Genomic DNA, 24,960 nt, shown 5'->3' with positions numbered 1-24,960 from the left:
GATGCGTTAAGTAGGGGCCCTTCCTTTCACCGCAGGCGGGGGCGCCAGGTGGAGACGGCGGCGGGCAGGCCGCGCCGGACGATGCCCGCCCGGTCGGGGTCGCGCAGCACCGCCGCCGCCGTCTTGCGCGCCTGCGCGGCGGTGAAGTGCGGCGGCAGCATCAGCTCGGCCGGGTCCACCATCGCGTTGATCACCGTCGGGCGGTCGGCGGCCAGGGCGCGCCGCCAGGCGTCCGGCACCTGGTCGGGGGAGTCGACCAGGATGCCGTGCAGGCCGAGCACCTCCGCCCACCGGTGGTACGCCACGTCGGGCAGGTCCTGGCTGGCCGGGAACATCGGGGTGCCCTCGCCGGAGCGCTGCTCCCAGCTCACGAACGCGAGGTCCTGGTTGTTGAGCACCAGCACCACGAACCGGGGGTCCGGCCAGCTCCGCCAGTGCTTCGCCACGGTGATCAGCTCGTTGACGCCGTTCATCTGCATCGCCCCGTCGCCGAGCAGGGCGACCAGCGGCCGGTCCGGGTGGGCGAGCTTCGCGGCGATCCCGTACGGCATGGCCCCGCCCATCGACAGCAGGGTGCCCGAGAGGCTGGCCAGCATCCCGGGGCGCAGCCGCAGGTGCCGGGCGTACCAGGCGGTGCAGGTGCCGCAGTCCACCGCGAGCATGACGTCGCCGGGGAGCTGGTCGTCCAGCGCCGCGAACAGCGCCTGCGGGTTCACCGGGTCGGCGGCCTGGCCGGCGATCTCCCGCTGGGCGCGGTGCCAGCCGGCGGTGGCGTCGGCGATGCGCTGCCGCCAGGTGGTCGGGGCGGCGCCGGGGCCCAGCTCGCGCAGCAGCGCCCGCAGGGTGGGGCCGGCGTCGCCGGTGAGGTTGACCTCGGTGGGGTAGCGCAGCCCGAGCCGGCTGCCGTCGACGTCGATCTGCACGCCCCGGGCCTGCCCCTGCGGCGGGTAGAACTCCGAGTACGGCATGTTGCTGCCGACGATCAGCAGCCGGTCGCAGTCGCGCATGAGCTGCCAGCTCGGCCGGGTGCCGAGCAGCCCGATCGCGCCGGTGACCCACGGCTCGCGGTGGTCCACGGCGGTGAAGCCGAGCAGGGCGGTGGCCACCCCCGCGCCGAGTCGGTCGGCGACCTGCCGCACCTCGGCCTCCGCGCCCAGGGCGCCCTGGCCGACCAGCATCGCCACCCGCTCGCCGCCGCGCAGCACCTCCGCCGCCCGGCGCACGTCCGCCTCGGGCGGCACGGTTGTGGCGCTGCTCGGCACGGCGGAGGTGTGGTAGTAGCCGTGCGCGTGCGGCGGGTCCGGCACGGCCGGCTCGTCCTGCACGTCGGAGGGGAGCACCAGCGCGGTGACTGTGCGCCGGGCCAGCGCCGTCCGGCAGGCCCGGTCCACCAGGTGCCGCACCTGCGACGGGTCGTCGAGCTGGGCCAGGAACGCCGAGGCGACGTCCTTGTAGAGGGCGAGCAGGTCGACCTCCTGGTAGTAGCCGCCGCCCTCGGCGGTCAGCGCGGTGTGCCCCACCAGGGCCACCACCGGCTGGTGGTCGAGCTTCGCGTCGTACAGGCCGTTGAGCAGGTGGATCGCGCCGGGCCCGCTGGTGGCCAGGGCGCAGCCGAGCGGCCCGCCGCCGTACTTGACGTGCGCCGACGCGGCGAAGCCGGCGGTCTCCTCGTGGCGCACCTGGACGAACTCCGCCCGGTCGCCGGCGCGTTGCAGCGCCGAGGTCATCCCGTTGACGCCGTCGCCGGGGTAGCCGAAGTAGCGGCGCACGCCCCACTGGGCCAGCCGGGCCACGATGTGGTCGGCGACGGTGGCGTTCCTGGGCAGCCCGCCCCGTCCGTCCGGTGCCGGCTCGCCGGCCTGGTTCGCGCCCATCCGTGGGTCCCTCCGGTCGCGTCCGCTGTCCCGGAGCACCGTTCCCCGCCGTACGCGGGGAAAACGCCGACCGGGCGACCGGCGCTCGGGGCCGGTGGCCCGGTCCGGCAGAATCGCCGGATGCCCGTGCAGCAGATCACCGACCCCGACGACGAGCGGATCGCCGACTACCGCGCCCTCACCGACGTGGAGCTGCGCACCCGGTGGGAGCCGCCGCACGGCCTGTTCATCGCCGAGGGGGAGCTGGTGCTGCGCCGGGCGCTGCGGGCCGGCTATCCGGCCCGGTCGTTCCTGGTGGACGCCAAGCGGGCCGACCAGCTCGCCGACCTCGACACCGGCGACGCCCCGGTCTACGCGGCCACCCCGGACGTGCTGGAGAAGGCCACCGGCTTCCACGTGCACCGGGGGGTGCTCGCCTCGTTCCACCGCAGGCCGCTGCCGGACGTCGCCGGGGTGCTCGCCGCCGCGCGGCGGGTGGCGATCCTGGAGGACGTCAACAACCACACCAACCTCGGCGCGATCTTCCGGGGGGCCGCCGCGCTCGGCGTCGACGCGGTGCTGCTGTCGCCCACCTGCGCCGACCCGCTCTACCGGCGCAGCGTGCGGGTCAGCATGGGCGAGGTCTTCGCGGTGCCGTACGCCAAGTTCGCGCGCTGGCCGGACGGCCTGGACCAGGTGCGCCAGGCGGGCTTCACGGTGCTGGCCCTGACGCCGGCGGTGGACGCGGTGCCGATCCAGCGGCTGACCCCCGCGCAGCGCGCGCGGGCGGCGCTGCTGCTGGGCGCGGAGGGGCCCGGCCTCACGGCGGCGGCCCAGGCCGCCAGCGACGTGCGGGTGGTCGTCCCGATGCGGCGCGGGGTGGACTCGTTGAACGTGGCCGCCGCGGCGGCGGTGGCGTTCTGGGAGCTGGGCCGCGACGACCCGCCGTTGCGCGGGTAGCCGCGGGCGGGGAGTGACGCCCGTCGCGTCGGGCGCGTCCGCTTGCATGACCATGCGGCGTGATGAATAATCTTCCCCGTGTCCAAGGTTCTCACCTCCCTGCCCATCGGCGAACGTGTCGGCATCGCCTTCTCCGGCGGCCTCGACACCTCGGTCGCGGTCGCGTGGATGCGCGACAAGGGCGCCGTCCCCTGCGCCTACACGGCCGACATCGGCCAGTACGACGAGCCCGACATCGCCTCGGTGCCCGGCCGCGCGCTCAGCTACGGCGCCGAGGTCGCCCGGCTGGTCGACTGCCGCGCCGCCCTCGTCGAGGAGGGCCTGGCGGCGCTGACCTGCGGCGCGTTCCACATCCGCTCGGGCGGGCGGGCCTACTTCAACACCACGCCGCTGGGCCGGGCCGTGACCGGGACCCTGCTGGTGCGGGCCATGATCTCCGACGACGTGCAGATCTGGGGCGACGGCTCGACGTTCAAGGGCAACGACATCGAGCGGTTCTACCGCTACGGCCTGCTGGCCAACCCGCAGCTGCGCATCTACAAGCCGTGGCTCGACACCGACTTCGTCACCGAGCTGGGTGGGCGCAAGGAGATGTCGGAGTGGCTGCTGGAGCGCGGCCTGCCGTACCGGGACAGCACCGAGAAGGCCTACTCCACCGACGCCAACATCTGGGGCGCCACGCACGAGGCCAAGACCCTCGAACACCTCGACACCGGCATCGAGACGGTCGAGCCGATCATGGGCGTGAAGTTCTGGGACCCGTCCGTGGAGATCCCCGCCGAGGACGTCACGATCGGCTTCGACCAGGGCCGCCCGGTGACCATCAACGGCAAGGAGTTCGGCAGCCCCGTCGACCTGGTGCTGGAGGCCAACGCCATCGGCGGCCGGCACGGCCTGGGCATGTCCGACCAGATCGAGAACCGGATCATCGAGGCCAAGAGCCGGGGCATCTACGAGGCCCCCGGCATGGCGCTGCTGCACGCCGCGTACGAGCGGCTGGTCAACGCCATCCACAACGAGGACACCCTGGCCAACTACCACAACGAGGGCCGCCGCCTCGGCCGGCTCATGTACGAGGGGCGCTGGCTGGACCCGCAGGCGCTGATGCTGCGCGAGTCGTTGCAGCGCTGGGTCGGCGCGGCGGTCACCGGCGAGGTGACCCTGCGGCTGCGCCGGGGCGAGGACTACTCGATCCTCGACACCACCGGCCCGGCGTTCAGCTACCATCCCGACAAGCTGTCGATGGAGCGCACCGAGGACTCGGCCTTCGGCCCGTCGGACCGCATCGGCCAGCTCACCATGCGCAACCTGGACATCGCCGACTCGCGGGCGAAGCTGGAGCAGTACGCCTCCCTCGGCCTGGTCGGCGGCGCGGCCCCGCAGCGGATGATCGGCGCGGCGCAGGCGGCCTCGACGGGGCTGATCGGCGCGATGCCGCAGGGCGGCGCGGAGGCCATCGCCTCCCGGGGCGTCCCCTCCGCCGACGACGCCGCGCTCGACCGCGCCGCGATGGAGCTCGGCGTCGACTGACGGGCCACGGCGGCCCGGCGCCCGAGCCACCCGGCGAGGGCGGCGGCCTGTTCAGGATCGGAGTCACGGACGGTAGCGTGTCGCGCGTGTTCCCTACCGTCCGTGAGATCCTCGCGCTCGACCCCATCCGCCACGGCGCGCCCCGCCTGGTGGCCGGGGAGGCCGGCCTGGACCGGCCGGTGCGCTGGGTGCACGTGGCGGAGGTGCCCGACATCGCGTCCCTGCTGCGCGGCGGCGAGCTGGTGCTCACCACCGGCATCGGGCTGCCCGGCGAGGACGCCGGGCTGCGCGCGTTCATCGGCGAGCTGGCCGACGTCGGGGTCTCCGGCCTCGTCGTGGAGCTGGGCCGCCGGTACGTCAGCGGCGTCCCCCGGGTGATGGCCGCCGCCGCGGCCCGGCGCGGGCTGCCCCTGGTCGAGCTGCGCCGGGCCACCCCGTTCGTGCGGGTCACTGAGGCCGTGCACGCGCTGATCGTCGACGCCCAGCTCACCGAGCTGCGGGCGACCGAGGAGATCCACCAGCGGTTCACCGAGCTGTCGGTCGAGGGCGCCGGCCCGGCCGAGGTGGTCCGGCAGGCCGCCGAGCTGTCCGGCTGCCCGGTGGTGCTGGAGAACCTGTCGCGGCAGGTGCTCGCCTACGACCCGGCGGGGCAGAGCGCCGAGCTGCTGCTGGACGGCTGGGAGCAGCACTCCCGGCGGATCAGCCCGCCCGGGCGGACCGCGTACGACACCGACCGGGGCTGGCTGGTCACCACCGTCGGGGCCCGGGGGCAGGACTGGGGCCGGCTGCTGCTGCGCTGGCCGGGCGGCGGCGAGCTGGCCGCCCCCGCGCCGCTGCCCGACCCGGCGGCGGAGCCCGCCGACGTCGCGCCGCGGCCGGTCACCCCGCCGACGCGGCTGACGATCCTCGTCGAGCGGGCCGCCTCCACGCTCGCGCTGGGGCGGCTGATCCGGCGCGACGCCGAGGGGCTGGAGCGGCAGATCCACCGTACGCTGCTCACCGCCCTGCTGGACCACTCCCGCCCGGTGGACGAGGTGGCCCTGCGCGCCCGGGCCCTGGGGGTGGTGCTGGACCGTCGGCACCTGGTCGGCGTGGTGGTGCGCTGGCGCACCGACGACCCGGCCGCCGACGGGGCCCCGCCGGAGGAGCCCGGCCCGGCGGACCCGGAGGCGGGGCCGGCCCGGCTGCGCGACCTGTCCGAGGCGGTCGGGCAGGCCCTGCGCGAGGCGAAGCTGACGGGGCTGAGCAGCGCCGTCGACGACCAGGCCGTCGGGGTGCTGCTCGCCCTGTCCGACCCGGCGGCCGAGGACCGGGCGCTGGCCGCGTTCGCCGCCGCGCTGCGCCGCAACCGGGTCGACGCCGCCGGGTCGAGGGCCGCCGAGCCCGCCCCGGCGCGGGCCACCGGGGCGGGCGCGGTGATCGTCGCCGCCGGCTCCGGGGTGGGCAGCCTCCGGGAGGCGCGCCGTTCGCTGGTGGAGGCGCGGCAGGTCGCCGACGCGGCCCGCCGGGACCGCCGGGACCTGCCGGTCTTCCGGCTGCCGCACGTCGGGCTGGCCGGCCTGCTGCACCTGCTGCGCGACGAGCCGCGCCTCCAGACGTTCGTCGAGCGCGAGCTGGGCGCCCTGCTGGCGTACGACGCCCGGCACCCCCGCGAGCAGCTGCTGGGCACCCTGCGGGCCTACCTGGAGCAGGGGCGCAACAAGTCGGCGGCGGCGGCCGCCGCGCACCTGTCCCGGCCGGCGTTCTACGAGCGGCTGGCCCGCATCGCCCGGATCCTCGACGCCGACCTCGACTCGGTGGAGGCGTGCCTGTCGCTGCACGTGGCCCTGCTGGCCCTGGACGCCGTCCGCACCCCCTGAGCCGCCGGCCGGCTCAGCCGGGCGAGAGGGCCTTCGCGTAGGCGGGCGGGACGAAGTGCGGGCCGCCGGGGGTGAAGACGTCCGAGGCGGCCGCCGCCGACCAGGCCGTCTCCGGCACCGCGTCGACCAGGGCGCGCACGACCGGCGCGTCGCGCCACTGCTCCTGCTCGGCGAGGATGCTCAACGCCACCACCGACTCCTCGACCTCGCCGACGCACTCGAACGGCTTGTGCCCGTCCACGCCGAGCAGCTCCCGGTAGCCGGGGAGCTGGGACCCGTCGGCCAGCAGGTCGCCGCCGAAGATCCGCACGACCCGCTCGCGTGGCATGAACGGCGCCATGGCCAGGAACACGAACCGGCACTTCGGGCAGTCGCGGCACCAGCGTTCGCTCGCGTCGCGCAGCTTGAACGCGGCGTTGCAGCTCGTCACCACGTCGTCGTACCGGTCGATCTCGGCGAAGAGCCGGGCGATGTGCAGCTCGGACAGCGGGCGCAGCAGCGAGAAGTACGGCTCGGTGAGCCCGGCGTGCTCGGCCAGCGCCGCCCGCAGCAGCCCCTCGGCCTCCACGCCCTTGGACCACTGGTGGTTGATCTCGTGGCCGTTCCAGACCAGGTTCGGGTCGGACGCGGACCGCTCGTTGGACATCACCACCGGGCCGAGCCCGCCCAGCACGGCCGTGGCGACCGCGATCAGCGAGTTGATGGCGGTTACCGGGATGTGCCCGTTGCGGGCCCCGGCGGCGTTGAGGTCGAACAGCACCGGGTCGATGCGCCGCCGGGCCGCGAGGGCGGCCAGCCCGGACGCCTCGTCGACCGCGACGATGACGTGGTTCGGGTTGACCGAGAACGGCACCGGGTCGAGGCCGGCGCGGCGCAGCGCCTCCAGGGTGACGATGGAGTCCTTGCCGCCGCCGACGGCCGACAGGGGGCGCAGGTCAGAGTTGTCGTACGCGCGCGCGGGCGGCACCGAGCCCGCCGGGACCTCGGGGACCAGCTCCAGCACGTGCGGGAGCTGGTTGCGGTAGGCGTACTCGGCGAGGCCCTTGGTGTAGACGGCCGTGACCAGCGCGGCGGCGGCCCCGCCCAGCGGCGTCGGCAGCACCAGCCGGCGGGGCGCGGCGGTCTTGTAGTAGCTGACGCCGGCGACCACGTGCAGCAGCTCCAGGACCCGGCCGAGGGTGGCCACCGTGGCGTCGGAGGGCGGCTGCGCGGGCAGCGGGAGGGTGATCGCCTCGGTGAACCGCTGCTCGCCGCCGGGGCCGGTGAGGGCGTAGTCGAACAACGCCTCGCCGGTGGCGAGGTCGATCGAGTAGGACGGGAAGGTGAAGGCGTCCATCCGCCGGAGCTGCTCGTTGGGCACACGCCATACTAGGCCCTGGTTCGTCCGGCCGTGCCCGGCTGCGGGCGACCGGCCCGCCGACGTGCCCCACCGTGGAGGAGATCACCCGTGCGCCTGTCTGACCTGCGCGGACGTACCGTCGCCGTCTGGGGCACCGGCCGGGAGGGCCGGGCTGCGGTGATCGCGATCGCCGCGCACGGCCCGGCGGGCCTGGTCGCGGTCGACGACAGCGGCAACTTCCTGGCCCTGCCGTGGGAGGGGCCGCTGGCCGAGGCGGCCCCGCTGGTCACCGGCGAGGACGGCTTCGCCCGGCTGGCCGCGGCCGAGGTGGTGGTCCGCTCGCCCGGGGTGCCGAACACCCACCCGTGGCTGGTGGAGCTGCGCCGCCGGGGGGTCACGGTCACCCAGGGCAGCGCGCTGTGGATGGCCGACCATGCCCGGCGGACCGTCGGGGTGACCGGCAGCAAGGGCAAGTCGACCACGTCCAGCCTGATCAGCCACCTGCTCACCGCGGTCGACCGGCCGAACGTCTTCGGCGGCAACATCGGGGTGCCGCTGCTCGACCTGCCCGACGCCGACCTGTACGTGCTGGAGCTGTCCAGCTACCAGTGCGCCGACCTGACCGACTCGCCGCGCGTCGCGGTGGTCACCGCGCTCTTCCCCGAGCACCTGGACGCGCACGGCGGCGAGCGGGAATATTACCGGGACAAGCTCAACCTGCTGGCGCACGGGCCGCAGACGATCGTGGTCAACGGGGCCGACCCGAGGCTCGCCGCCGAGCTGGGCGACCGGCCGGCCGTGCGCGCCGGCGCCCCGGACACCACGCACGTGGCCCCGGGCCCGGACGGCACGCCCTGGTTCCACCTCGGCGACCGGCCGCTGTTCGCACGCGGGGTGCTGCCCCTGGTCGGCCGGCACAACGAGGGCAACCTCTGCGTCGCCCTCGCCGTGCTCGACGCGCTCGGCGTGGACGTGGCGGCCCGCGCCGACACCCTCGCGGTGGCGGTCGCCGGCTTCCAGGGCCTCGCCCACCGGCTCACCGAGATCGCCGACCCGTCCGGGCTCACCTTCGTCGACGACACCCTGGCCACCAGCCCGTACGCGGCGATGCACGCCATCGACGCGTACGAGGGGCGGCCGTTGACGGTGATCGTCGGCGGCACCGACCGGGGGCTGGACTACGCCCCGCTGCGCGAGCACCTGGCCGAGCGGGAGATCACCGTGCTCGGCATCCCCGACAGCGGGGAGCGGATCGTGGCCGCGCTGGCCGGGCTGCCGAAGGTGCGGGCCGAGGTGGTGGCCGACCTGGTGGCCGCCGTGGGTCGGGCCCGGGAGGTGACCCCGGCCGGTGGGGTGGTGCTGCTCTCGCCGGCCGCGCCCAGCTACGGCCGGTTCCGCAACTTCGAGCACCGGTCCGAGGTCTTCGCCGAGGCGGTCCGCGACACCGCCACCCACCCGGTCCGCTAGCCGCTGCGGGCGGGCTCGGCCGGGCGGCGGCCCGCCCCGGCCGGCGTCCAGGCGAACGCGAGGCAGCCGCCGACCAGCGCGAGCAGCATCCCGACGAAGAAGCCGCCCAGGTTGGACGTGAGCCAGGAGACCAGAGCGAGCACCAGGGAGACCAGCGCGTAGAAGAGCCGCTGCGGCGGGTGGGCCAGCAGCAGCACGCCGCACAGCAGCAGGATGACCGGCACCAGGTAGCCGGCCAGCCCCTGCGGCCCGACGTGCAGGATCACCGGCAGCGGCGCGCGCAGGGTGGCGAGGATCTCGACGCCGCCGAGGGCGACGAGCAGGCCGCCCCAGAAGGGACGGCTGCGCCGCCAGGCCCGCCACCGCCCGGCCCCGCCGGAGGCCGACCTCCCGGCGGCCCGGGGCGTCGCGTCACCGTCAGCCATGGGCGTCGCGTCACCCTCGGTCATCTCAGCAGCCTTCGGAGGAGAAGCTCATCCGCAGGTTCGGCAGGGTGAACACCGCGGCCGTGGTGGCGTAGTTGTTCTGCCTCAGCCCCGTGATGGTCACCTTGTCGGCCTGCTGGCCGAAGACGCCCGGGTTGCCGCGCACCCCGGGGACCTTGTCCAGCGTGCTGGCGTCCTGGCCGATGTCGATCGACTGGAACGACGCGTTGCCGGAGATCTCGTCGGAGTCGACGACCATGGTGCGGGCGGTCACCGGCTTGCTGCCGGTGCCGGCGGTGAGCTTCATGTACATGCCGCCGAGGTTGATGCTCTGGCACAGGTTGGTCAGCTCGGCCCTGTCGATCGCCGAGACGAGCACGACGACCTGGCCGCCGGTGTCGCCCTGGTTGGGACTGTCCTCGATCATCTGGTCGAGCGTGGCGAACTGCTCGAACCCGGTCCCGTCGAGCTTGTCGGCGGTGACGACGAAGGGCATTCCGGAGATCGCGAACTGCGCGCCGAGCACTCCCTGCGCGGTGAGCAGCACCATTCCGGCGGCGCCTGCCCCGGCGACGGCCAGGCTGGCCGCGAACCGCCGCCAGCGCACGCCGCCGGAGGGCGGGACCGGCTCGGTGGATACGGTGTCGTCCGACATGACGGCTCCTCTTCGAGATCGATTCGTCCGCGCCGGTGCGGGGGCCGTGGCGCGGAGCGGGGCGATGATCTGAATTGGTTCGCGTGCGGCGTGTCGAGTCCGTCGCAGAGCGAAGTTACCGCTGAGTAAAGGGCCGGTCAAGATTGATGCCCAATGGAGTCGGTCGATCTGCGAAAAATTGCCGATAGTGAGAAACCGCGACGGTTTCTGACCGCCGCGGGAGCCGTCGGCGCGCTCAGCCGTCCCCCCGGGCGGGGCGCGCCGGGTCGACCGCGCAGGGGGCCGTGACGCCCGGGACGCCCGCGTCGGTCGCCCGCGCCGCCCGGCCGCCGGCCGTGGGGCCGAGGAACGGGGCGGTCATCGCGTACGTCAGGACCGGCAGCAGCCGGGGCAGCTCTGCCGTGCGGCCCTGGCTCACCCGCAGGCGCAGGGTGCCGTAGATGCCGGCGACCACCGTGGTCACCAGCAGGTCGTCCTCCTCGGCCGACAGCGGGGACCGGGGCCGGGCGGGCTGGAAGAACCGGTGGAACCGCGACAGCAGCAGGTCCCGCTCGGCGCGGGCCGCCGGGCCGGCGGCGTCGATCTCCACGAGCGCCATCCGGGCGAACGCGGGCACGCTCGCCAGCACCTCCAGCAGCATCCGCAGGGCGGCCCGGGCGGCGGCGGTCCAGTCCGGCCCCGCCCCGGCGTACGCGTCGTCCATCAGGCGCAGCAAGACCGCCGTGCCGTGCCGGTAGGTGGCCAGGAAGGCGTCCTCCTTGCCGGCGAAGAGCGCGTAGAAGGCGGGGCGGGTCACGCCGGCCGCGCCGCAGATGTCGGTGACCCGGGCGTTGTCGTAGCCCTTGGCCGCCACCTCGTGCACGAGCCCGTCGAAGAGCCGGTCGCGCTGGGTCGCCGCGACCTCCTCGGCCGACTGGCGGCGCGGGCCGCGCTTGATCGCCCGCTCGGGGTCGCGCCCGGGCCGGGCCCCCGGCAGGGGCGGGGCGGCGGGCTCGGCCGACGGGGGTGCGGACCCGGTTGCCGGGTGGGGCGCCGGCGACATTGACATCGACCTCCATGAATCGACGATTGACTTTGCGACCCTCCGGGGTTTATAACTTCACCACGTTGGGTTCCGGTCGGGTCACTGATGGTCATCTTCGCCGGATGGCCGCACCGAGCAGCGCCGAAGGAGGGCTCGATGGTCGCCATTATCGCCGACCGCGCGGGTGCCCCCAAGGCCGGAAGGGTGCGGGTGACGCGGCTGCGCCGCAGTGCCCCACCCGGCGCCGGCCGCTGACCGGCCGGATCCCGAGGGTCGCCCCGCCGGGCCACCGGTGACCGACCCGCACACCCCGCCCCGCCGCCGCCCGGCGGCACCCGTCCCCCGCCGCCGCCGACCGTCCACCGGCGGCGGGCCCACGGCCACGGCGTGTCTCCGTGGCCACCTCCGCGGCCGCCCGGCCGCGCCCGGCCCGCCGGGCGCGGCGACCCGCCGGTCCGGCCGCCGCCGTCGCACCACCACCCGTCGAAAGGACCCACCATGCCCAGGTACGGACGCGCCGCCGTCGGCCTCGCCGCCGTCGCGCTGCTCGGCTCCCTCGTCGCGGCGGCCCCCGCCTCCGCCGCCGGCCCGGCCGCCCTCGCCAACACGGTGCTCACCACCGGCAGCGCCGGCGGGACCGCCGTCGCGGTGGGCGACACCCTCCAGGCCAGCCTCAAGACCGGGACCACCGCCAACTTCTACTCGTCGGCCACCGGCACGACCGGCGTCAAGTGCGCCGCGTCCACCTTCACCGCCAAGGCGGTCACCAACCCGGTCGCCCCGGGCACCGCCACCGAGAGCCTCACCGGGCAGACCTTCACCAGCTGCACCAGCAACGTGGTCGGCACCCTCGGGGTCAACAGCGTGACGGTCGACAACCTGCCCTACGCCGTCACCGTCACCAGCGCCGGCGCGGTCACCCTCACCGGGTCGATCCAGAGCACCGTCTCGCTGCGCACCCTGCTGGGCAACGTCACCTGCGTCTACAAGGCCAACGGCGGCGTCGTGCGGGGGACGGCGTCCAACGCCACCACCTCCATCGCCTTCGTCAACCAGCCGTTCACCAAGTCCTCCGGGCCGGGCACCTGCTTCTCCTCGGCGTACTTCAGCGCGACGTACGCCCCGGTCCGGGACACCACCCAGGGCGGCGCGACGGTCTACGTGAACTGACCCCGCGCCGGCCCGGCCGGCGGCCGATCTCCCCGTCGGACGCCGGCCGGGCCCTCGGTCCCCGGCCGCTCAGCGGGCCGCTCGACCGGTCGTGACGGCGGCGTGCAGGGCCCGCATCGACCGGATCGCCGAGCGGATCTCTTGGAGGTAGCGCCCCGGCGTCGGGGCCGGCTCGGGCAGCCGCGCCAGGTCGGGCAGGGCCGGGTCGACGCCGACGGTCTCGATCCCGCACCCGTACGGCACGGCGAGCGTGCGCAACGCGTCGCAGTGCTGGAACGGCACGTAGACCGGCGCGGTGACCACCAGCACCGGATCGCCCGGCGCGAGCCGGACGTGCTCGGCCCAGAACCGCTGCGTGTCGGCGGTGTGCGCCCGCCGCCGCCCGGGATCGCCGGACGGGGCGGCGAGCACCCGCACCGGGGGCGACCCCGCCGGCCGCCAGGTGCGCGAGGACCACGAGCGGTGTGGGTCCCCGGCGTCCACGCCGTCCGCCTCGGCCGGCCCGGCCACCCCGAACGCGCCCCGCACCGCCGCGTCGAGGGCGTCCACCTCGGTGTCGCCGGCCGTGACGCCCGCGTCGGCCAGTGTCCGGCGCTCCGCCACCGACAGCGGTCGGAAACTGCCCAGCACGGCCACCTCGCCGGCCACCGCCGTGCCCGAGCGCACCAGGTGCGCGGCGTACGCCACCCGGCGCAGGCAGGCGTGCGCGAGCCCGCCGAGGACGACCAGGTGCGCGTACGCCCGGCGGGCCGGCGGGACCGGGCGGACCAGGCCCAGCGCGGACGCCGCGGCGAGCACCTGCCCCGCCGTGCGGGGATCGAACGCGGGCTCGGCGGCCTCGGGGCGTTCCCGGCCGCCCCGGAAGTCCCAGTGCCGGGCGGAGAAGTCGTCCAGCCAGGCCAGCGCCGCCGCCAGATCGCCGGAGAGCGGGTCGCCGGAGATCGGGTCGCGGGGGAGCCGGTCGCCGGAGGCCGGATCGCCCGGGGGCCCGTCGCCGCCGAACCGCGCGACGAGGTCCCGCAGCGGCGGCGAGGTCACCCAGACGCGGATCTCTTCGACCAGATCGGGCACGCGGACCCTGGAAGTGGAGGGCAGCGCCAGGGGTACGTCAGCCACCGTTGGATCTTACCGTCGAGCAGCGGACGGCCCCTTTTTTCCTGCGGTTTCCAGCGAGATAATGACGTAGTGATTCCCGTGATCGCGTTCGTCGGAATGCCGGGCGTCGGCAAGTCGACCATCCTCGCTGAAGTTGCCGCGAGGCTGGCTGTGTCATGGGCGCCGGTGGCATGGTCGATCGACGACGTGTTGAGGATCCAGTGCCCAGAGGGCGGGGCGGAGTTCTCTGGCCAACCCCTTTATGTTCGCGACGGAATGCACTTCTTGATGCACGACGACTGGCGGCCGGGCCAGATGCTACGTGCCACCAGAGGCCTGGTGACGTTGGCGCGGGCCAGCGTACGCCGTGATCTGTTCTTGCGCCCGCCCATCCTTCTGCTTGAGCTTCCCCTGACGGAGCTGGCGACCTTCCGCGCCGCTGTCGCCGACGAGCCGGACCTGTCGGGGCTGGTGGCCGTCCTGACGAGTGGCAGGGCAGTGCGATGGAACCGAAACGCGCAGCGAGACGAACGACATCGGCTTCCTCATTCGGTCCTTGATTACTTCGAACGAGAGATCCGTGCCGTGGACGTATCCCGCGAGTACGCGTTGTTGCGCGCCGCAGGCTGGACTGTCGTAAGCCAGCAGACCGACCAGCCCCCCGCCGCGCTCGCCGAGCGGCTGGTCGACGTCGCCCAGGCGGCGCTCTGGGCCGACAGCGATACGGGCGAATGACAGATGTGGGCACCAGGAGGGTGAGCCCACGGTGACCTATCTACAGCTCGTACGGGGTCATGTGGCCGAGATAGTTTGTGGTGGCCCACTCACAGTCCAGGTCCACCACGTGTACGGCGAGCGCGTCGCGAGGTCGCGTACCGTCCGAGCCGGCGCTGCCGTGAAGGACGAGGCCGTCGACAGCGACGGCATCGCCCGGGTCGCACGGGATCAGGGTGAGGGCATCCAGGCCGTGCCGCGTCCGGGGATCCGCAGCGGGTTCCGGCAGCCGGACCAGTCGCGCCTCGTCGGCGTGGCGCACCAGACGATGGGTCGGGCCCGGAACGGGCCCGCAATGGTCCACGAGGAGACCGCCGTTGGTTCGGTCGGCGCGATCCAGGGCGATCCAGAACACCTGGACTGACGGCGGGTCGGTCCAGAGATACGTGTGGTCCAGGTGCGGTGGTAGCGGTTCGGAGTGCACCGACTTGCGGACGAACATGGTTTCGATGACGGCCGGGCGGTGGCGGCCGGTCACGCGGCTCCACTCTCCCAACCCGCTGCCGTCGAGCCAGTCACGTACCGCGCCGGGAAACGCGTGCAGGCCGTGCCCCACCCGGGCCACCGCTTCCGTGTACTGTTCGATGCCCACTCGACCCGCCCATTCCAGGGCGCAGGGCTCATGGAACACGGTGGCGGAACGTCCAGAATCCAGGAAGAGCGGGTTCCGGTCGTGCGAGCCGTCGACCTTGTCGAACGCGGCGATCTTCTGATCGGCCGAATGTGCCGAGCGGATCAGCGAGTACAGCTCGGACTTCAGCCGCCTGACGATGTCTGCCGGCACCAGACCGGGAAGCCGGGCAGACCCGTGCCGCGCGTACTCGTCGGCGAAAGCCCGGGTGGTTGCATGCGTCATGCTTTCCTCCTCACCAGCCGTCAATGACATAGACCCCCGCAGCCCCGCCCACCACGAGTTCGTCGTGATCGGCCCGCCAGAGGGCGCAGTACAGGGGCTGTTCGAAGGCGAGCGCCATCTCAGGCGATTCATGGGCCAGGACATTGATCCGTACCGTGTGGTCGTCCGAGACGCTCGCTACCCTCCTGCCGTCCGGACTGACAGCGACCTGACCCACCCAGTCGTCGTGGGTGCCGACAACTCTGCGATCGAGCAGAGTGCTGCTGTCAACCGTCAGATGGCGCACCACGCCGTCGTCTCCTCCGGTAACGATGCTGTGTCCATCGGAGGAGACGTCGATGCACAGAGCCGGGCCACGATGAGCCGACACCTGGGACAACAACTGTCCGTCCAGTCTGTGGAGGCAGACGTCACCGCTCTCATGCACCGACACCAGAAGGTCGGTGCCGGGCAGCAAACGTGCCTCGTACACCGATCCGTGACCAGTGCCGATCTGGCGCGTCGGCCGCAACTCGCCGTCAATCCAGCGCAGCAGGTATATCTGGCCGTCGTGGCACGATGTCACGACGATGCCGCGTTCCGGCACCTGCTGGACCCGTCGGACGCCCCGTTTGGAGAGTTTCCTGATATCGCGGACGTTCCAGGAAGCGCTCTGCGGCGCTATGTGCAACAGTTCCCCGCTGTCGGTCCCCGCCAGCAGGGCACCCGACGGGCCGACCGCCAGCCCTCTTACTCCGCTGCTCATCTCCACCTGATCGACTACCGCATGGTCGGGGCGGCTACCGAGACGAATCAGGCGACTCGCAGTGGTGCCGACGTAGAGCAGATCACTGTTGACGTCTGTTGAGATGGCGAAGACCCACTCGTTCCGGCCCTCGTGGCGGACGACCTCTCGGCCGTTCGTCAGATCCCAGAGCCGCACCGTGCCGTCATCGGATCCGGAGACGGCCAGCGCGGTGGCTCGGGTGGTAAGACAACACATCACCCAACTGGTGTGCCCCACCAGGTTGTGCCGCGCCGGTTGCCCGCGTACCGGCCAGAGCGAGAGCAAGTTGTCATGGGCCCCGGCGGTCAACACCGCCGATCCGTCGCCCGTGAAAGCGACGTCCCTGATGACGCAGCCGTGCTCACCGATGACGCGTGAGTCGCCCCGATTTCCGTCGGCGGACCAGAGTCGGACCGTGCCGTCATCGGATACCGAGGCGATCTGAAGGCCGTCGGGTGATACCGCGACGCCCCTGACCCGTGCGGTATGGCCGCGTAGCACGCCGCGAGCAGCGGCGTCCATGCTGTTCCATTGCCGCACCGTGCCGTCGTCCGAGGCGGAAACGAACCAGCGTCCGTCGGGCGCGACTGCCAGGGCTCTGACGCGGTCCGTATGACCGTGGAACGTGTTGAACAGCAATCCTGTCTTGAGGTCCCAGCGCCGGATCGTCGTGTCGTCGGAGGCCGAGACCACCCAGTTTCCATCCGGGGAGACCGCGAGGGCGCGAACCTCTCCACGGTGGCCAGCGAGAATGGCCTCCGGCGCATGGCTGCCGTCACGGAAAAGGCGGATCAGACCATCATCGCTGCCCACGGCGATGCCGTCGGGGATGAAGGTGCATGCCCGTGTCCACCCACCGGGCAGTCGCAGGATCCAGCGCGGTTGCAGCAGCGAGGTGTCCAACACCGCCACGATTCCCTCGCTGGTGGTGACGAGTACCTCCGTCTCCGCGACGTTGAGCGAGCAGCCGAGAATGCTGCCCTGTAGGCGCTGCGGTCGGTCTCCGTTGCCGAGAGCGAACACCTGTCGATAGCGCAGACCGCGCGCGCCGCCACGACCTTCGTCGAGGAACGACCGGACCGAGGCGGTGGCCGAGGCCCGGTCACGCAGGTGGCGCATGCTCGCGGTGAGCCGGGCTACCCGGTGGGTGCGCCAGTCGTCCACGTCGCTGACCAGCGCGAGGTCGGCCAAGACGGCGCCGACCCCGGCCGCCATGGCCTTCGCTCCCACATACTCTGGATCGGTGACGATGGCGGTGAGTCGGGAGGGGGAGAGGAACGCGCGGAGGTGCCAGACCAGGTTGTCTCGCAGGTAGGCGTGGGTCTCGACGGCATCGGCCAGCCGCGTGCGGTCGAAGTCGTCACTGTCCAGGGTGAGACCGACGAGACTACGGACGAACGTGCGGTGCAGTGTTGCCTGCTCTGCGGGGCCGAGGTCGTGCCGGAGGTGGTCCAGCAGGATATCGTGCACGTTCACCAGGTAGTCGTCCCCCTCGAACCGTAGCTCCGAGATCAGGGACCGACTTCGATACTGGTCGACTATGGTAAAAGCCTCGTGTAGCGGGACCTTCCACACGTGGGCCAGCATCCGAAGCGGCACAGCCTGGTCGCTGCGAAACAGAGCGAGGTGCCGCAGCCTGTCGGCATGGTGTGGCGGAAGCCGCTCGATGCTCCAGTTGAGCAGAGAACGTGCGGTCGGCCCGTCTCCGGCCCCCAGCACTGACTCCACGAGGCCGTCGAAGTCCGACGCGCGCGCCACCCGGTGCAGCAGGTCGTCGACGGCGTCCTCGGGTGGTCGCCCTGCCTGGATCTCCTGGCGCAACTGACCGCTGACGAGACCGAGCAGGAACGGCCGGGCCCGCATCACCGCGCTGACTCTGGTGCAATCCAGATCCTGGAGAGCGGGCGCGGCGCTCTTGAGCATCAGAGCTCCCAGCTCGGTCGGGGGCCCGACCAGTACGTGTTGCTCTACGTCCGCGTTGAGCAGCGTGCCGTCCCGGGTCGTGATCAATACGGCTGCGGCCGTGGCGACGAAGCGGAGTATCTCCGGCCACTCCTGCTGCCAGATGTCGTCGAAGGCAAGCAGATGGTGCCGATCGGCGAGGCGGCCAGCGAGGAATTGGGCGGCGAGGACCGGGTCGGTGACTTCGGGCCTCACGCCGGAGGCCAGGAAGGTGACCTCGTTCAGCCGTTGGGCGAGATCTGGGGCGGCGAGATCCCGCCCGATACCGAGCCAGTAGACGTGTTCACCGAACGTCTCGGTCAGTCGCGGCTCCCGTATCACCTGTTGCGCCAGGGCGCTCTTGCCGTATCCGGCGGGGCCTACCAGGGCGACCAGACCCTGGCTTCTGAGACGTGCGACGGTCGCCTCGAACACGGAGGGGTAGAGGACGATGGGCGAGGGCGGCTTGGGGCCGGGTAGCCGCAAGCGAGGTGCCGGGGTCGTCTCTCGTCCGCTGCCGCGGGCAGCCGAGCGGGCCCGCCGATAGAGGTGCAGCCCGCGGCTCACGTCGTCCTCCCCGCCGCCGAGGGCCGTCACCAGGAGCTGGAGTTGCGTCTCGTCGGCGGGAAGTGTGCCGTTGGTGCCGCGCAGTAGGCCACTCACGCGGGAGCGCGATGACAAGCGCATCGCCCTGGCGATGACCGCCAAGCTCTTGGTGCCGTTGGCCTCGTGCACCTGGTCTAGATGCTCCAGGAGATCCCGGTGTGGTCCGGATGTTGGCCAGGATGTTCGGTCGATGCGCTTGCCAGCGCTGTGCAATGTGTCCTCCCCGGGTGGTCAACACCCGCTGTTCGTCCTCGCCGCGCAGGCCGTTGCCGTCACGTCGTTGGTACGCCCTGCCCAAGGGTGTTCGTTCGACTGATCCAGTGAGGCGACACAGCGCCGTACACCCGGCTCCACAGTGCTGCCCCGATGCTCGACACCAGGAGGAGCTGGCCAGCTCAGCGGTTCGGAAGACGAGGAGTCGCCAATGGAGAAGGTGTCGCTCTGCCTGAGCATCGCTGTGGACGCGGTGAACCTGCTGACGGCCGTGATGCTGCTGGTGACCGAGGTGCGAAACCGGCGACACGGGGGTGATCAGCGCGGCGGGTGCTGAGCATTCCGGGTGATCGGTCGATCACCGCTCGGAGACGGGGCCTCGGTAGGCAGTGGTGCAGCCGAGGTCCCGTCTTCACCGGACTCCCGAGCGTGGCTCGCGGCGGCTTGGATGACGGCAGGGAGTTCCGGTGGAACATCCAGGGTGGCCACCTCGTCGACGGGTACCCACGCGTACTCGCTCAACTCTCCCGGCTCGATGACTGGAGTCCCGCCGACGGGCCGACAGATATACACCATGTCCACCTGTCGTCGCGTCTGCGGGGGAAGACCGGCGTTGAAGGCCAGCATGAGGAACGGTGCTGGCAACACCTTGACCGATTCATGCTGGATGAGGGGTTGCCGAAGCAGGTCTATCTCGATGCCCAGCTCCTCCCGGATCTCGCGGCGTAGGCCGTCCACGGGGTCCTCGTCGTTCTCGAGATGGCCACCAGGATAGATCCATTTGCCCAGTCTGCGATGGTTGACAAGCAGAACCTGGTTGGCCCTGAGAATGATTGCCGAGACCGAGAAGCTGTGGATCACACTCGACCCCCGATCTCCTTGCGGCGGGCTCACATCGTATGGCAGTGGGCTTCGGGAAGCTGTCGTCATTACGACGTGTCAGGGTGGATAGGGCCCTGCGCTACACGATGGCTGTTGTTCCCAAGGTGGGGTGGTGGGAGCGTGCGGTGACCGCCAACGCGCTGGAGGGTGCGACGAATGACCGACGACCTGCTGGCCCGGCACCGGGCCGTGCTGCCGTCCTGGATGCCGCTCTACTACGCCGAGCCGATCGAGCTGGTCTCCGGCGCCGGTCGCCGGGTCACCGATGCGCAGGGCCGCACCTACCTGGACTTCTTCGGCGGCGTGCTGACCAACATGATCGGCTACGACATCCCCGAGATCCGCGAGGCGGTGCAGCGGCAGCTCGCCACGGGCCTCGTGCACACCTCGACGCTCTACCTGATCCGCCAGCAGGTCGAGCTGGCCGAGAAGATCGCCCGGCACTCCGGCATCCCCGACGCCCGGGTCTTCTTCACCAACTCCGGCACCGAGGCCAACGAGGCCGCCCTGCTGGCCGCCACCAACCACCGCCGCTCCCACCAGATCCTCGCCGTGCGCAACAGCTACCACGGGCGCACCTACGCGACGATGGGCGTCACCGGCAACCGGGGCTGGTCGGCCAGCGCCCTCAACCCGCTCCAGGTGGCCTGGCTGCACTCGGGCGAGCGGCTGCGCGGCCTGCTGTCCCGCCTCGACCCCGCCGACCGCCTCGACGCGGCGGTCGAGGACCTGCGCGAGGTCCTCGCCACCCAGACCGCCGGCGACGTGGCCTGCCTGATCGCCGAGCCGGTCCAGGGCGTCGGCGGCTTCGTGCACGGCCCCGACGGGCTCCTCGCCGCCTGGCAGAAGGTCCTCGACGAGCACGGCATCCTGCTGATCTCCGACGAGGTGCAGACCGGCTGGGGGCGCACCGGCGAGCACTTCTGGGGCTACCAGGCGCACGGCGTCACCCCGGACCTGCTCACCTTCGCCAAGGGCATCGGCAACGGCTTCGCCCTCGCCGGGGTCGTCGGCCGGGCCGAGGTCATGGAGTCGGTGCCGGCGATCAGCTTCTCCACCTTCGGCGGCAACCCGCTCGCCACGGCCGCCGGCAACGCCGTCCTGGACTACCTGCTCGACCACGACCTCCAGGCCAACGCCGCCCGCGTCGGCGCGATCCTCGTCGACGGGCTGCGGGCCGCCGTGGCCGACCTCGACTGCGTCGCCGAGGTACGCGGCAAGGGGCTGATGCTCGGCGTCGAGTTCGTCCATCCGGGCACCGTCGAGCCCGACGCGGCCCTGACCACCCGCGTCTTCGAGGCGTGCCGGGCCGGCGGGCTGCTCGTCGGCAAGGGCGGCCTCTACGGCAACGTGCTGCGGATGGGCCCGCCGCTGACCCTCACCGAGGAGGAGGCCCGCGAGGGGCTGGCCATCCTGGTCGACGCCGTCCGCTCCTGCGCAGACGGCGAGGTGGCGGCGTGACGTCCGGGGCGGGCGGCGGTGACCTCATCGGGCACTTCGTCGACGGCAAGCGGGTCGACGGCACGTCCGGCCGGCGCGGGGACGTGTTCGACCCGGCCACGGGGCGACGTACCGGGCAGGTGGCGCTGGCCTCCGCCGCGGACGTGGCGGACGCGGTCGCCGCCGCCGGCCGCGCCGCGCGGGCCTGGCGCGACGCCTCCCTGGCGAAGCGCACGGCCGTGCTGTTCGCGTTCCGCGAGCTGGTCAACGCCCGCCGCGACCGGCTCGCCGAGGTGATCACCGCCGAGCACGGCAAGGTGCTCGCCGACGCCGCGGGGGAGGTGCAGCGCGGCCTGGAGGTCGTCGAGTACGCCTGCGGCATCCCCTCGGCCCTGCGCGGCGGGTTCAGCGAGAACGTGTCCACCGAGGTCGACTCGTACAGCCTGCGCCAGCCGCTCGGGGTGGTGGCGGTGATCTCCCCGTTCAACTTCCCGGTGATGGTGCCGCTGTGGTTCGTCCCGGTCGCGGTGGCCTGCGGCAACGCGGTGGTGCTCAAGCCCAGCGAGAAGGACCCGAGCGCGGCGCTGCTGCTGGCCGAGTGGTTCGCCGAGGCCGGCCTGCCCGACGGGGTGCTCAACGTGGTCAACGGCGACGCCGAGGCGGTCGACGCGCTGCTCGACCACCCGGGGGTGCAGGCGGTGTCGTTCGTCGGCTCCACCCCCGTCGCCCGGCACGTGCACCAGCGCGGCACCGCCGCCGGCAAGCGGGTGCAGGCCCTCGGCGGGGCGAAGAACCACATGGTGGTGCTCCCCGACGCCGACCTGGACCTGGCCGCCGACGCGGCGGTCAACGCGGGCTTCGGCTCGGCGGGGGAGCGGTGCATGGCGATCTCCGCGCTGGTCGCGGTGGAGCCGGTCGCCGACGCCCTGGTCGCCCGGATCGCCGAGCGGATGGGCCGGCTGCGCACCGGCGACGGCCGGCGCGGCTGCGACATGGGTCCCCTGGTCACCGCCGCGCACGCCGCCCGGGTCCGCGCGTACGTCGACGCCGGGGTGGCCGCCGGGGCGGTGCCCGTGGTCGACGGGCGCGACGTCGTCCCGGACGGTGACCCGGACGGCTTCTGGCTGGGCCCGACCCTGTTCGACCGGGTCACCCCGGACATGTCGATCTACACCGACGAGATCTTCGGGCCGGTGCTCGGCGTGCTGCGGGTCGGCTCGTACGACGAGGCGGTGGACCTCGTGAACGCCAACCCGTACGGCAACGGCACGGCGATCTTCACCAACGACGGCGGGGCGGCCCGGCGCTACCAGCACGAGGTGGAGGCCGGCATGGTCGGCATCAACGTGCCGATCCCGGTGCCGATGGCGTACTACTCGTTCGGCGGCTGGAAGGCGTCCCTCTTCGGCGACCTGCACGCCCACGGCGCCGACGGGGTGGCGTTCTTCACCCGGGGCAAGGTGGTGACCAGCCGGTGGCTGGACCCGCGTCACGGCGGGGTCAACCTCGGCTTCCCCACCCAGACCTGAGCCCCCGCAGCAGCCCCGCCCCGGCCAGGTACGCCACCAGCGCCGGGGCGGGCAGCCCCAGCGGCTCGGGCGCGGCCTTCGGGGTGACGGTGTTGACCAGCAGCCCCGCGATCACGGTGGCGTAGCCGGCGACCACCAGGCCGGCGCGGGCCGGGCGGCGGCGCGCACCCTCCCCGGCGCGCCGCCGCCGGCCGGCCCGCGCCTCGACCGGCCCGAAGACGGCCACGAGCCCGGCCAGCACCACGGCGAGCAGCAGCAGCCAGGGCACCCGCCAGGCCAGCCACGCGGCGGTCCCCGCCGCCGGGGTGGGCAGCCGGCCGAGCGCGTCCAGCGCGCCGACCAGCAGCAGGGCCGCCGTGAGGTGCCAGAGGAACACGGTCAGCACCACCGAGTTGACCGCGATCACCGCCTGCCACGGGCCGGTCCGGCGCAGCCACCGCTCGGCCGGGTCGCGCAGCAGCAGGATCAGCCCGAGCTGGGCGGTGGCCAGGGCGAGCAGCGCCAGGCTCGGCGGACTGGCGTTGTCGAGCCGCTCGCCGGGCACGTGCAGCATCGCCACCGGGTACGGCCCCACGGCGGTGAGCAGCAGCAGCGCGCCGAGGCCGCCGGCGAGCAGCGCCACCGCCGCCGGCCGGGACGTCGGCAGCGGGTGCCGGGTGTCGCCGGCCGCGCCGCCGCCCCGGGGGCCGTCGGCTGCGGCGTGCGCGTCGTACCAGGCGAAGCCGGCCTGGTGCACGGCGAGCCAGCCGGCCAGGTAGCTGCCGTACGCCAGCGGCGCGGGCCCGGCCAGCCGGCCCAGGTCACCGAGGGCCACCACGCCCACCAGGGCCACGGGCACGGCGAGCCCGAAGCGGCGGTGCAGGGCGTGCATCGGCGGCGTGAGCGCGACGGCGGCCAGGTAGGGCACGAGGAACCACAGCGGGATGGTGGCGAACCACACCACCGTGCGGATCCGCGCCTCCCCGGCGCCCCACAGGTACGCCCCGCCCGCGCCGGCCGCCAGCACCAGCAGCAGGACGGTGGTCGGCGGCACCAGCCGGGCGCTGCGCCCCAGCAGCCAGCCGGTCGCGTCGCCGCCTGAGGCCCGGTTCGCGGTCAGCGAGGCGGCGTTGGCGAACCCGCCGACGAGGAAGAACACCGGCAGCACCTGCCCCACCCAGGTCAGCGGGTACGCCCACGGCAGGTCGCCGAGCGCCGAGTGGCCGGTGGGCCGGCCGGCGGCGTCGCGGCCGACGACGGTGACGCCCCAGTGCCCGGCGACGACCATGCAGATGGCGACGGCGCGCAGCAGGTCGACGTAGCGTTCCCGCCCGGCCGGGGTGCGCTCGGCGAGCTGCCGCAGGCGGCGCATCACCCCAGGCTAGGCCAGGCCGGGCGGCCCGGTGGCCGGATCGGTCACGCCGACCGGGGCGGGAGGGCCGTCAGGGCGTCGCCGGCACCAGCAGCGGGTGCAGGGCGGCCGGGTCGGCGACCCCGGGCAGGTCGCGGGCGGCGAGCCAGGCCGCCCCGGCGGCCCCGTCGCCGGCGGTGGTCAGCGGCGCGTCCGGCCACCGCCGGGCCAGCTCCGCCCCGACGGCGGCGGCCAGCGGGGTGTCGCCGGTGAGCAGCCCGCCGCCGAGGACCACCGGGTCCACCGCGCCGGCCGGGCGGATCCGCGCGGCGCTGTCGGCGAGGTGGCCGGCGGCCGCCCCGATCAGCCCCGCCGCGACCGGTTCGGCCGCGACGGCAGCGGCCACCACCAGCGGCGCGAGGCGGGACAGCTCGACCGGCGGCCGGCGGGTGACGGCCTGCACCACGGCGTCGACGGTGTCGCGGGGTCGGTCGGCGACCCGCTCGTCGCCGAGCAGCTCGGCGAGCACCCGGCGGCCCAGTGGCCCCGGGGCGCGCCCCGCGTCCAGGTCGGCCAGGAGCCGGCGGACGGCCTCGCGGCCGAGCCAGAACCCGGAGCCGGCGTCGCCGAGCAGCCAGCCGTGGCCGTCGGCGACCCGGTCCAGCCGCAGGTCCCGCACCTGCGCGGCGATCGCGCCGGTGCCGGCGATCAGCACCGTGCCGTGCGCGCTGGGCGTGCCGGAGGCGTACGCCACGAGGGCGTCGCCGTGCACCGCGTAGGGGCAGCGCAGGCCGGCGTCGCGCCACGCCCCGTCGAACGCGGCCCGCCCGGCGGGGTCGGCGAGCAGCCGTCCCGCCCCGGCCAGCCCGATCGTGCCGGCCCGCACCCGGGCCGGGTCCACGCCGGACAGGGCGGCGCGCAGGGCGGTCAGGAGCTCCGCGGCGGCCCGCTCGGCCCCGTGGCTGGTCGGGTTGCCGCCGCCGGCCCGGCCGGTGCCGAGGCGCTCCCCGGCCAGCGTCACGGCGAGCGCCCGGGTGGACGTACCCCCGACGTCGAGGCCGACCACGACGGTGTCGGACATCCGGTGCGCCTCCCGGGTCGGCGGTGCGGGCGGATTCATGCTGGTCGGCCGGGCCGCGCGGGGCAAGATCCCCGGGCGTGCCGGGGTGGGCGCGTCAGGTAACAGTTTGAAAACTTCGACCACGGTCTTGACACGGAGGGCCCTTCAGTAAGAACTTTTACCACT

General features: G+C 73.5%; 20 protein-coding genes. 9 read left to right on the top strand and 11 right to left on the bottom strand.

From position 1 onward, the window contains the following. Positions 1-26: 26 nt before the first annotated feature. Positions 27-1,874 (bottom strand): thiamine pyrophosphate-requiring protein, encoded by a 1,848-nt coding sequence (locus tag O7628_RS01905; protein ID WP_278127864.1) that lies wholly within the window; start codon positions 1,872-1,874, stop codon positions 27-29. 120 nt (positions 1,875-1,994) lie between these two features. Between O7628_RS01905 and O7628_RS01900 the strand changes: the two genes are divergently transcribed. From O7628_RS01900 to O7628_RS01890, 3 genes are all read left to right on the top strand, one after another. Continuing rightward, on the top strand, positions 1,995-2,813 hold the full coding sequence (locus O7628_RS01900) for an RNA methyltransferase (RefSeq protein ID WP_278127861.1): 819 nt from the start codon (positions 1,995-1,997) through the stop codon (positions 2,811-2,813). Positions 2,814-2,891: 78 nt separating this feature from the next. Further along, positions 2,892-4,343, top strand: coding sequence for an argininosuccinate synthase (gene argG / locus O7628_RS01895; RefSeq protein WP_074474275.1), 1,452 nt, complete (start codon positions 2,892-2,894; stop codon positions 4,341-4,343). Between the two features lie 77 nt (positions 4,344-4,420). Then, on the top strand, positions 4,421-6,202 hold the full coding sequence (locus O7628_RS01890; protein WP_278127858.1) for a PucR family transcriptional regulator: 1,782 nt from the start codon (positions 4,421-4,423) through the stop codon (positions 6,200-6,202). A gap of 13 nt (positions 6,203-6,215) precedes the next feature. Here O7628_RS01890 and O7628_RS01885 read toward each other — a convergent pair whose 3' ends face one another. Continuing rightward, the gene (locus O7628_RS01885; RefSeq protein WP_278127856.1) at positions 6,216-7,562 is read right to left on the bottom strand and encodes a hypothetical protein; all 1,347 of its coding nucleotides are present in this window, start codon (positions 7,560-7,562) and stop codon (positions 6,216-6,218) included. 87 nt (positions 7,563-7,649) lie between these two features. On the opposite strand from O7628_RS01885, the gene murD reads away from it, so the two are divergent. Further along, entirely contained in the window at positions 7,650-9,008 is a 1,359-nt protein-coding gene (gene murD / locus O7628_RS01880; protein ID WP_278127855.1) for a UDP-N-acetylmuramoyl-L-alanine--D-glutamate ligase, read from the top strand. Here murD and O7628_RS01875 read toward each other — a convergent pair. The 3 genes from O7628_RS01875 to O7628_RS01865 form a co-directional block, all read right to left on the bottom strand. After that, entirely contained in the window at positions 9,005-9,433 is a 429-nt protein-coding gene (locus O7628_RS01875) for a DUF6114 domain-containing protein (RefSeq protein WP_278127853.1), read from the bottom strand. The genes murD and O7628_RS01875 overlap by 4 nt on opposite strands. 25 nt (positions 9,434-9,458) lie before the next feature. Beyond that, positions 9,459-10,088 carry a DUF6230 family protein gene (locus O7628_RS01870; protein ID WP_074474272.1) on the bottom strand — a complete coding sequence of 210 codons (630 nt, stop codon included), beginning with the start codon at positions 10,086-10,088 and terminating at the stop codon, positions 9,459-9,461. Positions 10,089-10,323: 235 nt separating this feature from the next. After that, positions 10,324-11,136 (bottom strand): TetR/AcrR family transcriptional regulator, encoded by an 813-nt coding sequence (locus O7628_RS01865; protein WP_278127852.1) that lies wholly within the window; start codon positions 11,134-11,136, stop codon positions 10,324-10,326. 474 nt (positions 11,137-11,610) lie between these two features. Between O7628_RS01865 and O7628_RS01860 the strand changes: the two genes are divergently transcribed. Then, on the top strand, positions 11,611-12,282 hold the full coding sequence (locus O7628_RS01860) for a Tat pathway signal sequence domain protein (RefSeq protein WP_278127851.1): 672 nt from the start codon (positions 11,611-11,613) through the stop codon (positions 12,280-12,282). 69 nt (positions 12,283-12,351) lie between these two features. Here O7628_RS01860 and O7628_RS01855 read toward each other — a convergent pair whose 3' ends face one another. Next, on the bottom strand, positions 12,352-13,398 hold the full coding sequence (locus tag O7628_RS01855; protein ID WP_278127850.1) for a hypothetical protein: 1,047 nt from the start codon (positions 13,396-13,398) through the stop codon (positions 12,352-12,354). A gap of 69 nt (positions 13,399-13,467) precedes the next feature. Between O7628_RS01855 and O7628_RS01850 the strand changes: the two genes are divergently transcribed. Then, positions 13,468-14,112, top strand: coding sequence for a hypothetical protein (locus O7628_RS01850; protein WP_278127848.1), 645 nt, complete (start codon positions 13,468-13,470; stop codon positions 14,110-14,112). Between the two features lie 40 nt (positions 14,113-14,152). Here O7628_RS01850 and O7628_RS01845 read toward each other — a convergent pair whose 3' ends face one another. Then, positions 14,153-15,007 carry a phytanoyl-CoA dioxygenase family protein gene (locus tag O7628_RS01845; protein ID WP_278127847.1) on the bottom strand — a complete coding sequence of 285 codons (855 nt, stop codon included), beginning with the start codon at positions 15,005-15,007 and terminating at the stop codon, positions 14,153-14,155. Positions 15,008-15,017: 10 nt separating this feature from the next. Then, positions 15,018-18,449, bottom strand: a complete 3,432-nt coding sequence (locus O7628_RS01840) for an NB-ARC domain-containing protein (RefSeq protein ID WP_278127846.1) — start codon at positions 18,447-18,449, stop codon at positions 15,018-15,020. A 295-nt stretch (positions 18,450-18,744) separates the two neighbouring features. Here O7628_RS01840 and O7628_RS01835 point away from each other — a divergent pair, with 295 nt between their 5' ends. After that, the gene (locus O7628_RS01835) at positions 18,745-18,870 is read left to right on the top strand and encodes a hypothetical protein (protein ID WP_278127845.1); all 126 of its coding nucleotides are present in this window, start codon (positions 18,745-18,747) and stop codon (positions 18,868-18,870) included. Here the strand turns inward: O7628_RS01835 and O7628_RS01830 are convergent. After that, entirely contained in the window at positions 18,852-19,394 is a 543-nt protein-coding gene (locus tag O7628_RS01830; protein WP_278127844.1) for an NUDIX domain-containing protein, read from the bottom strand. The genes O7628_RS01835 and O7628_RS01830 overlap by 19 nt on opposite strands. A gap of 177 nt (positions 19,395-19,571) precedes the next feature. On the opposite strand from O7628_RS01830, the gene O7628_RS01825 reads away from it, so the two are divergent. Both O7628_RS01825 and O7628_RS01820 read left to right on the top strand, forming a co-directional pair. Then, entirely contained in the window at positions 19,572-20,876 is a 1,305-nt protein-coding gene (locus O7628_RS01825; protein WP_278127843.1) for an aminotransferase class III-fold pyridoxal phosphate-dependent enzyme, read from the top strand. Continuing rightward, positions 20,873-22,384: a CoA-acylating methylmalonate-semialdehyde dehydrogenase gene (locus O7628_RS01820; RefSeq protein ID WP_278127842.1), complete on the top strand. Its 1,512-nt coding sequence runs from the start codon at positions 20,873-20,875 to the stop codon at positions 22,382-22,384. The genes O7628_RS01825 and O7628_RS01820 overlap by 4 nt, the downstream gene beginning before the upstream one ends. Here the strand turns inward: O7628_RS01820 and O7628_RS01815 are convergent. Together O7628_RS01815 and O7628_RS01810 are read right to left on the bottom strand one after the other, a co-directional pair. Further along, on the bottom strand, positions 22,356-23,735 hold the full coding sequence (locus O7628_RS01815) for an acyltransferase (RefSeq protein WP_278127841.1): 1,380 nt from the start codon (positions 23,733-23,735) through the stop codon (positions 22,356-22,358). The genes O7628_RS01820 and O7628_RS01815 overlap by 29 nt on opposite strands. A gap of 70 nt (positions 23,736-23,805) precedes the next feature. Then, positions 23,806-24,795: a BadF/BadG/BcrA/BcrD ATPase family protein gene (locus O7628_RS01810; protein WP_278127840.1), complete on the bottom strand. Its 990-nt coding sequence runs from the start codon at positions 24,793-24,795 to the stop codon at positions 23,806-23,808. Positions 24,796-24,960: the final 165 nt, after the last annotated feature.

This window comes from Micromonospora sp. WMMD956 (genome assembly GCF_029626125.1).
Classification (GTDB): domain Bacteria; phylum Actinomycetota; class Actinomycetes; order Mycobacteriales; family Micromonosporaceae; genus Micromonospora; species Micromonospora carbonacea.
This window is presented reverse-complemented; position numbering and strand designations above follow the sequence as displayed.